At 67.5% G+C, this 8,380-nt stretch carries 7 protein-coding genes and 1 pseudogene; 4 read left to right on the plus strand and 4 right to left on the minus strand.

Features of this window, described 5'->3' with window-relative positions; translation table 11 throughout:
- Nucleotides 1–306: 306 nt before the first annotated feature.
- A pseudogene (locus ACFVYS_RS28220) lies at nt 307–449 on the plus strand (IS5/IS1182 family transposase); the annotation flags it as partial.
- Nucleotides 450–752: 303 nt separating this feature from the next.
- Nucleotides 753–1,493, plus strand: a complete 741-nt coding sequence (locus tag ACFVYS_RS28225) for a class I SAM-dependent methyltransferase (protein ID WP_389506448.1) — start codon at nt 753–755, stop codon at nt 1,491–1,493.
- A gap of 143 nt (nt 1,494–1,636) precedes the next feature.
- Here the strand turns inward: ACFVYS_RS28225 and ACFVYS_RS28230 are convergent, their stop codons facing one another.
- Both ACFVYS_RS28230 and ACFVYS_RS28235 read right to left on the minus strand, forming a co-directional pair.
- Nucleotides 1,637–2,326, minus strand: coding sequence for a type 1 glutamine amidotransferase domain-containing protein (locus ACFVYS_RS28230; RefSeq protein ID WP_389506450.1), 690 nt, complete (start codon nt 2,324–2,326; stop codon nt 1,637–1,639).
- 93 nt (nt 2,327–2,419) lie between these two features.
- Complete coding sequence (locus ACFVYS_RS28235; protein WP_389506452.1) at nt 2,420–3,016, minus strand: TetR/AcrR family transcriptional regulator; 597 nt, start codon at nt 3,014–3,016, stop codon at nt 2,420–2,422.
- A 420-nt stretch (nt 3,017–3,436) separates the two neighbouring features.
- Between ACFVYS_RS28235 and ACFVYS_RS28240 the strand changes: the two genes are divergently transcribed.
- Nucleotides 3,437–4,273: an alpha/beta fold hydrolase gene (locus ACFVYS_RS28240; RefSeq protein ID WP_389506454.1), complete on the plus strand. Its 837-nt coding sequence runs from the start codon at nt 3,437–3,439 to the stop codon at nt 4,271–4,273.
- A gap of 175 nt (nt 4,274–4,448) precedes the next feature.
- Here the strand turns inward: ACFVYS_RS28240 and ACFVYS_RS28245 are convergent, their stop codons facing one another.
- Both ACFVYS_RS28245 and ACFVYS_RS28250 read right to left on the minus strand, forming a co-directional pair.
- Nucleotides 4,449–5,003 (minus strand): DUF305 domain-containing protein, encoded by a 555-nt coding sequence (locus ACFVYS_RS28245; RefSeq protein WP_389506456.1) that lies wholly within the window; start codon nt 5,001–5,003, stop codon nt 4,449–4,451.
- A gap of 26 nt (nt 5,004–5,029) precedes the next feature.
- Nucleotides 5,030–6,400 carry a DUF1996 domain-containing protein gene (locus ACFVYS_RS28250; RefSeq protein WP_389506458.1) on the minus strand — a complete coding sequence of 457 codons (1,371 nt, stop codon included), beginning with the start codon at nt 6,398–6,400 and terminating at the stop codon, nt 5,030–5,032.
- Between the two features lie 509 nt (nt 6,401–6,909).
- Here ACFVYS_RS28250 and ACFVYS_RS28255 point away from each other — a divergent pair.
- Complete coding sequence (locus ACFVYS_RS28255) at nt 6,910–7,902, plus strand: LacI family DNA-binding transcriptional regulator (protein ID WP_389506460.1); 993 nt, start codon at nt 6,910–6,912, stop codon at nt 7,900–7,902.
- Nucleotides 7,903–8,380 lie beyond the last annotated feature (478 nt).

Here is an 8,380-nt window from a genome sequence, read left to right on the forward strand (position 1 = left end):
GTGGTCGGGGCTGTGGTCGAGCTGACGCGGGCACCGAGGGATACCTCGCGTGCGGGTAGCCGCGTGGCCTCCCGTGGGGGAGCCGGGAGGCGGGGCCGTGGCGAGGACCTTGAGGTCGGTGCACCTCAGGCACATCCATGCGGTCTCGCCGTGAAGTCGGTGGATGGCCCAGCAATGGTGTAGCAGGTCGAGCACACGGTAGTCGGACACCTTCACGTAGCCGCCCGTGGGCGAAGTCGTCGACCAGGGCTAGGTCGTGTCTGATGGGTCGTGTGACGCTCCTGTTGGGAACTCGTTCCGTGGGACATGGGGCGGGGAGATCTTTCGGATGAAGAGTGGGCTCGGCTGGAGCCGCACTTGCCGAGGAACCGTGGGCGGGGTGGACGCGCTTGCTCAACGGCATCTACTTCCGCGAGCGCACCGGCGTAGTGCGACGGTGGAGCGATCTCTACGAATCTTCACCGCTGCGGGCACACTTCGGGACATAAGCTGCTCGTCAGCGAGGAGCAACGCGTCTCGCAGTTGGGATGCGCGGCCGAGGCGGATCAAGGCATGCCGTTGATCCCATGTTCGGAGTTCGTAGGTGTCCTGCCGGCGCGGCTCATCGAGCAAACGCACGTCGAGTCGTGAGATCGCACGCACTAGGTCTCGTCCGGCGGATCGTGGGCCGAGCCAGGGCCGGGCCGAGGCGAGGGTCGGCCTGTGCCCTAATCGTGTTGACCGCCCCCGGCAGGCAGTGCTGGAGTCGGCGCGTGGACAGCATCCCCGCCAACCGGCGGCTCTGGAACCAGATCAGCAGCGCCTACCAGCACGAGCACGACCCGCAAATCGGCGCCAGACCCCGGCTGTGGGGCATGTACTCCATCCCCGACGCGCACCTGCACGCCCTGGGCGACGTCACCGGCAAGCGCGTCCTCGAACTCGGCTGCGGCGCCGGCCAGTGGTCCAGGGCGCTCGCCGCCGAGGGCGCCACCGTGGTCGGGCTCGACCTGTCCGAAGCCCAACTCGCCGCAGCGGCCCGCGCGATGGGAGCGGCCCGTTACCCGCTGGTGCAAGGCGCCGCCGAGCAACTCCCCTTCGCCGCCGACAGCTTCGATCTGGTGTTCTGCGACTTCGGTGGGCTCAGTTGGGCGCCCCCGCACCTGGCCGTCCCTGAGGCCGCACGCGTCTTGGGTCGAGGCGGGCGCCTGGTGTTCAACGTCGCCAGCCCATGGTTCGAAGCGTGCTATGACGAAGCCGGCAGCCGCGTGACCACAACGCTGCAGCAGGACTACTTCGGGCTGAACGCCATCGCCGAAGACGACGGCGCGACCAGCTATCAGCTCACCTACGGCGACTGGGTCAGGGTCCTGCGCGGTGCGGGTCTCATCATCGACGACCTCATCGAGCCGCGGCCCGAACTCGGAACACCCAACGGCTACAACGAAACCGACCCACCCGACTGGGCACACCGCTGGCCGGCGGAACTGCTCTGGGTAACCCACAAACCGTAAGTTCCGCCGCGCCGAGACGTGCCTGACGTCGCCTCCAGTTGCCACGCAACACCGAAACACACGTATCCGTCCGGACCGGAGCGGCGCAGAGGCCGCCCAGGCCGAACGGATACGGGGAGGGGCAGTGCGAGGGGGGAAGCCTGTCAGGCGTTGATGGTGGTGGTCAGCTTGATGAGGGCTTCGGCCGCCGGACCCGAGGACGCCGGGTTCTGGCCGGTGATCAGGAGGTCGTCCTGCACGACGTAGGGCTGCCAGTCGCCGATCTTGGAGTAGACGCCGCCGAGGTGCTTGAGTTCGTCTTCGACGAGGAAGGGGACGATCTCGGTGAGCGCGACGCCTTCCTCCTCCGAGTTGGTGAACCCGGTGACCTTCCTGCCCTGGACCAGCGGCGTGCCGTCCTCGTTGACCGCGTGGCGCAGGACACCAGGAGCATGGCAGACCAGTGCGAGCGGCTTGCCCGAGCGCAGGGTCGTCTCGATCAGGCGGGCGGAGTCGGCGTCCTCGGCCAGGTCCCACAGCGGGCCGTGGCCGCCGGGGTAGAAGACGGTGTCGAAGTCCGCCGCCGAGACGGAGTCCAGGCGCACGGTGTTCGTGAGCGCCGAGGTCGCCTCCGGGTCGGACTCGAACCGGCGGGTCTGCTCGGTCTGGAAAGCGATCTCGTTGCTCTTGGGGTCCAACGGCGGTCGGCCGCCCTTGGGGGAGGCGAGGGTGATCTCCCAGCCGGCCTCCTTGAAGTGGTAGTAGGGCGCCGCCAGTTCCTCCAGCCAGAACCCGGTCTTGCGACCGGTGTCGCCGAGCTCGTCGTGCGAGGTGAGAACGATCAGAACCTTCATGGTGCTCTCCTATAAGTAGACCAGTCGTATATTGACCGGCGAGAAAATGCCTCCCGTCCGGCGATTCGCCGGACGGGGAAGGCGTGCCCTGTTCTACAGGTGCAGGAGTCGGCGAGTCATCGCCGTAGTGGCTTCGAGGGGTTCGAGGCTTCGATGGATCTTGGCCATGACGCTGGCGCCGAGCCACATGTCGTACAGGATCTGTGCTGTTTCGCGCGGTGCGCCGTCGACCGTGATCGATCCGTCTGTGAGGCCACTGGTGATGGTTCGCTCCAGGCGGTCGACGATCGCGCCCGTTCCCTCCTTGAGCGCCAGCCGCATCGGCTCGGACAGGTCGGAGACCTCGGCTCCGAGCTTCACGGCGAGGCACTTGCCCTGGCACTCGTCGAAGCTCTGCGTTTCCCGCCACAACTGCCAGTAGGCCGTCAGGCGCTCGGCGGCGGACTGGCCGGGGTGCGCGAGTACGCGGTCCATCTCGGCGAGATACTCGTCGAAGTAGCTCTTCAGCAGGGCTTCGCCGAAGGCGTCCTTGGAGGCGAAGTAGTGGTAGAAGGACCCCTTCGGTACGCCGGCCTCCGCAAGCACCTCGTTGAGGCCGACCGCGGAGTAGCCCTTGTGGGCCATGATCCGCTGGGCGGCATCGAGGATGTTCCGACGGGTGTCGGTGCTGCGCGTCGTGGTGGCTGGCATGTTCTGTACTGTACCCCCTAAATAGACCAGTCGTCTACTCGTCGGGGATCGCCCGATCGTTGACTCTGAGGGCTCCCGCGCATCCGACGGCGGTCGTGGGGGAACGGATCGCGAGCTTCCTGACAGATCTCTTGTGACCTCGCCCGTCCGTCCCTCCGGCCGCTGCCGCCCGCTCCGCTCCATGGGCAGCTGTCGGACGACCGACGGCGATGCGCTGCATCGCCCGGCCGTCGGAGCGAGCAGCGCGCCGCAAGCCTTCCTTCACCGGCCCGCCGAGACCGAGTCCGTCCCCTGACTCGCGCCCACGGCCGGTCCGTCTGATCCGTGTCCACGGGGGAGGCGTTGACGGTCCGAGTAGACCAGTCGTATAGTCACGGTTGTCGGAACGAACGCGGCACACACCAGGAGAGGTTGAGGGTCATGGGGCGTATCAAGGTCGGTACGGAGAACAGTGCGGACATCGAGGTGCACTACGAGGACAAGGGAGCGGGTCAGCCGGTGGTGCTGATCCACGGCTATCCGCTGGACGGGAACTCGTGGGAGGGGCAGACGTCGGCGCTGCTGGAGGCCGGTTACCGGGTCGTCACCTATGACCGGCGGGGTTTCGGCAAGTCGAGCCAGCCGTCGACGGGTTACGACTATGACACCTTTGCCGCCGACCTGAACGCGGTGCTGGAGGCGCTGGACCTGCGTGAGGCGGTGCTGGTCGGATTTTCGATGGGCACCGGTGAGGTGGCCCGCTACCTCTCCACCTACGGATCGGCCCGGGTGGCCAAGGCGGTGTTCCTGGCGTCGCTGGAGCCGTTCCTGGAGATCACCGACGACAACCCCGAGGGCGCGGCGCCTCTTTCCTTCTTCCAGGGTGTCTCCGACGCGGTGAAGAAGGACCGGTACGCGTTCTTCTCCGACTTCTACAACGACTTCTTCAACCTCGACGAGAACCTGGGTACCCGCGTCAGTGAAGAGGCGGTCCGCAACGCGTGGAATGTGGCCGCGGGCTCGGGGGCCATCGCCTCGGCCGCCGCCCCCCTCGCCTGGCCCACCGACTTCCGCGCCGATATTCCCAAGATCGATGTCCCGGCCCTGATCGTGCACGGCACCGCCGACCGCACCCTGCCCGTCGACGCCACCGGCCGGCGCTTCGCGAAGGCTCTGCCCACCGCGCAGTACATCGAGATCGACGGCGCACCCCACGGACTGCTGACCACACACACCGCCGAGGTCAACGAAGTCCTGCTGGAGTTCCTCGCCCGGTGAGTCCCGCTTGCGGGTTTGCCCCCGGCCGGGGGGCGGGGACGACCGCACCGCGACCGGTACCGCCGGCCCGCCTCGAAGGGGCGGCCTGTACAGGCCGGCCGCCCCACCCCGATACAGCCCTATGTGACCGGGCCCCATCTTTGTGACTCGCCGGAGCCGACCGGTCGGAATGGGTCTACGGAATGGTTGTCCGCGGTGTGCCGCTCGATGTCGCAGGTTCGGCCGGGCGCAGTTTGTCGAGCCAGGAGATCTGTTCGGCCGTGCTGCGAGCGATGGCCGCGGCCAGATCCTTCGCCTTGGCGGCCTGACCCTGGGTGCGCTCGCCGGCGCAGAGCATTCGGGACTGGGTGAGGTGGGCGCGCAGAGCTTCGGTGAGGATCCGGTCGAAGGCCTGACCGGTCGTGGTGCCCGCCTTTTCGAGGGTGTCAAGGCTGACCATGCCGGGCATGTCGTGCCCCTCGTGGGGGTGGGTGTCGGGGATGCCGGAGAGTTCCAGCAGATCGCGCAGACGGTCCAGGTTGTCGCGCAGTCGCAGGGCGGTCTTGGCTGCCAGCGCCGTCAAGGCCGGATCTCCCTCGCGTGAGGGAGCGAGGCCGGTCAGGAGCTGCGCACGCTCGTCCATGGGGATCATCAACTGGATCCATGCGGTGTCGGTGGCGTTGAAGGCTGTGGTCGGCGGTGTGCCGGCTGTCGGCTGCGCGGTGCAGCCGACAGCCGGCAGGACCACCATGGCCAAGGCGCATACCGACCGCAGGATCAGAAGGTACCGGCGGAGTTGCATTTGGCCTTCTGAGTGATGCAGTCCTTCACGCGCTGCCCGAGGGCTGCGTTGTCCCAGGCGTTGAAGAAGTCGCCGTGGATGGACGATGCCATGCCCGAGGCCAGCCGGAAGCCCGCGGCGCTGCCGCTGGTCGGGTAGCTGAAGACGAAGGAGACGTTGGGGATGGCGACCGGATAGGCGCCGCTGCACTTGCCGTTGTACGTGAACGCGACGTGTGACTTGTGGTCGGGACTGTCCAGGTTCTTGCCGTCCCAGCAGTCGGCGAAGACGAGTTGGTGGGTGAGATGGGCTTTCGGGGCGCAGACCGGCCAGTTGCCGTCGGCGCTGCGGCCGATCTCACCGCCCTCGCCGGAGCACCAGAACTGGCCGGTTGACCCGGCGGGGGTGGGCGCCTGCGCTTTTGCATCCCCGGCGATCATGCGGAAGCCCTGCGGGAAGGGAACGGTCGCCGAAGGATCGTCGATCCGGGAGCCGTAGTAGACGATCATGCCCTCGGGTTCGACGGCCTTGTCGCCCTCGTACAGGGTGGGGATCCAGTAGGCCGAGAGGTCCTTGGCGGGTGTGCAGCTGGTCGGTGTGTTGGCCAGCAGGGTCTCGGTTGTGGAGAACGCGTCGGTGCTCTTGTTGCCGAAGAAGCTGTGCATGTGGGACGCACCGGGAAGACCCGGCAGGACGATGGGGTCGTCCTGCTTGGAGTGACTGTAGGTGCAGGTGGCGTTGAACTCCGGGACCCGGACCACGCCGGCGGGCACGGTGGCCGGCGTCATCGCGCGGTACTGGGTCAGTTGAGCGTTCCACTTGGCCTGGTCGACGGGTACCCATCCGGCCGCTGCGCCGTCTCCCTCACCGACGAAGGAGAACCAGTTGATATTGACGAAGTCGCCCGGTTCTGTGCTGCGCAGCACGGCGAACACCGTCTGCGAACCGGTGGGATGGGCGGCGACGTCGGTGGCCCGGGTCACCCAGTTCTGCCAGCCGCCGGTCGGAGAGATCTGCACGACCGCGAGCAGCGGACCGGTCAGGCTTGCGGTGCGCAACTCCACCGTGCCCGAGCCGACTGCGGAAGCGACCCGGGCCGAGACCGTAAGGCGGCCGGCGGCGCCGAGGTCGACGTTGTCGAAGCGCATCCAGTCGCCGTTGGCGAGGTACGCCGCGTTCTGTCCGCCTCCGGCATCCGCGGTGGCCTCCAACGCGACGCCGGACTGGGCGACGTAGGACTCAGCCTGGACAGTGACCGTGGCGGCCTGCGCAGGCTGGGTCGAGACAGTCAGACTCAGGGCAGCGGCCAGCACGACCACGAGCATGCCCACTAACAGCGTGTACAGATGGACGGGATATCTGCGCATCTCACTTCCTCACGTGCGTCGGGTCCGGGGACGGCTGCTCCCGGAGAGCAGGAACTACGCGGTGGACTGGGAGAGCAGGACCTCCGCCGCCTGAGCAGACGGGCCGGGAGAGCGATGAACGTGAGCAGTGAAGCCGCCACGGCAAAAAGGTAGGCCGAAGCGGCGCAGCAGTATGCGCACGGGCGACTCCTCCGGTGAGGACGGCGGTGAGGGAGCGCTCCCTGAACGGAGGATGGGGCGGCTGCCGAGGACTGTCAATAGCGTTGTTCACCTTGAAAAAACAGCGCCGAATCAAGCAGGCAACAGTGGGGGAGCGTTTTCTGGAGACCGACGAACAGACCGGACGGCCACGGCTGCGACGTAAAGAGAGAACTCGCCGGAGCGCAGTCATGCCGCCACGGCCTGCGGATACGCTGCTTGGATCGCCACGACGCGCAGCCGGAGGTCGCCCTGATGAGAAATCGCTCCCTGAGAGCCCTCCCGAGTGGCGGCATGGGGGAGGGGCAGGGATGAAACGGCCTACCCTCGAAGTGGTCGCGGCCCGGGCAGGCGTGTCCAAATCAAGCGTCTCCCGCGTCATCAACGGCGAGACGACTGTTGCCCCGCAGATCCGGGACGTCGTCATGCGAGCCGTGCGCGAGCTGGGCTACGTGCCCAACGGGGCTGCCCGCAACCTCGTGACCCGGCGCACGGACACGCTGGCCGTCGTCGTCTCCGACCCGCCTCAGGGAGTCGTCTCCGACGACCCCCTCTTCTCCGCCGTGGTCCGCGCCGTCAGCAGGGAACTCGAGGCCGCAGGGAAACGGCTGGTGCTCATGCTCGCCGAATCGGACCAGAGCCGTACCAGAGTGGAACAGTATGTCGCCGGCGGGCATGTGGACGGCGTGATGCTCGTGGCCCTGCACGGCACGGACCCCCTGCCGGCAGCCCTGGCCAGGCAGGGCCTGCCGGTCGTCTCCTTCAACCGCACTTCCGCCCAGGACGTGCCGTACGTGGCCCTGGACAACGCCGGCGGAGCAGCCCGTGCCGTGAGTCACCTTCTGCAGCGGGGCCGACGCCGGATCGCCGCCATCACCGGACCACTTGACCTCTACGAGGCGCGTGAGCGTCTCGACGGCTACCGTCAGACCCTGCGCGACACCGGCCGTCGCTCGATCGTGGCGCTGGGCGACTTCACCAGAGTCTCCGGCGCCGAAGCCATGCGCCAGCTCCTCGAGGACGATCCCCACCTTGATGCCGTTTTCGCGTCCAACGACCTGATGGCGATCGGAGCTCTGCGCACCCTGCACCAAGCGGGACTACGCGTCCCGGACGACGTGGCCGTTGTCGGTTTCGACGACATAGAAGCTGCCTCCTACACCAGTCCCGCACTCACCTCGGTGCGCAGCCCGATGGCCGATCAGGCAACCGCCGCGGTCCACCTTCTCCTCCGCCTCATCGAAGGCGGCTCCGCAGACCCGGTGATCATGCCGAACGAACTCGTGGTCCGCGAGTCGACCTGATCTGTCGACAGCACATTTCGCGCCGTGCCGCTGACGGCCTTCTCCTTCGCATCCTCCCGCTCCACCACTTCAAACGGCTCGCCGTGCGAGGGGAAGGCCGACTCGAACTCTACGACGCCCTCGTCTCGTTGACCTGCGGGGCGGTCCGCCAGCTGCCAGTCCAGATACCGCTGGCCGGGAAAGCAGGGACAGGTGTCCCCGCGGCCCATCGCGATGACCACGTCCGAGGACAGCACTGCCTCCACCGTGAGGATCTTGAGTTCTCGGGGCAGAGCTCCCAATACGCCGCACCGATGTAGGAGGCGATCAGCAGCGGCGCGAGGTGCGCGCGGCGGGCGTTGTCGAGCCGAAGGTGAGCCAGACCAGGCCGGTGTGGCCACGACCTAGGCGCTGTTTCTCGGATCTCCTGACGCGGGTGGGGTGTTGGGGTCAGGCTGACTGTATGGGTCGCGGGGATCTGACGAACGCGGAGTGGGAT

Origin of the sequence: Streptomyces sp. NPDC058295, from assembly GCF_042880655.1 — a bacterium.
Lineage (GTDB): Bacteria > Actinomycetota > Actinomycetes > Streptomycetales > Streptomycetaceae > Streptomyces > Streptomyces coriariae.

What these genes read in the sequence shown, in the direction of transcription:
- ACFVYS_RS28230 (WP_389506450.1), bottom strand. Translation starts at nt 2,326, where the DNA reads ATGAAGGTTCTGATCGTTCTCACCTCGCACGACGAGCTCGGCGACACC.
- ACFVYS_RS28235 (WP_389506452.1), bottom strand. Translation starts at nt 3,016, where the DNA reads ATGCCAGCCACCACGACGCGCAGCACCGACACCCGTCGGAACATCCTC.
- ACFVYS_RS28240 (WP_389506454.1), top strand. Translation starts at nt 3,437, where the DNA reads ATGGGGCGTATCAAGGTCGGTACGGAGAACAGTGCGGACATCGAGGTG.
- ACFVYS_RS28245 (WP_389506456.1), bottom strand. Translation starts at nt 5,003, where the DNA reads ATGGTGGTCCTGCCGGCTGTCGGCTGCACCGCGCAGCCGACAGCCGGC.
- ACFVYS_RS28250 (WP_389506458.1), bottom strand. Translation starts at nt 6,400, where the DNA reads ATGCGCAGATATCCCGTCCATCTGTACACGCTGTTAGTGGGCATGCTC.
- ACFVYS_RS28255 (WP_389506460.1), top strand. Translation starts at nt 6,910, where the DNA reads ATGAAACGGCCTACCCTCGAAGTGGTCGCGGCCCGGGCAGGCGTGTCC.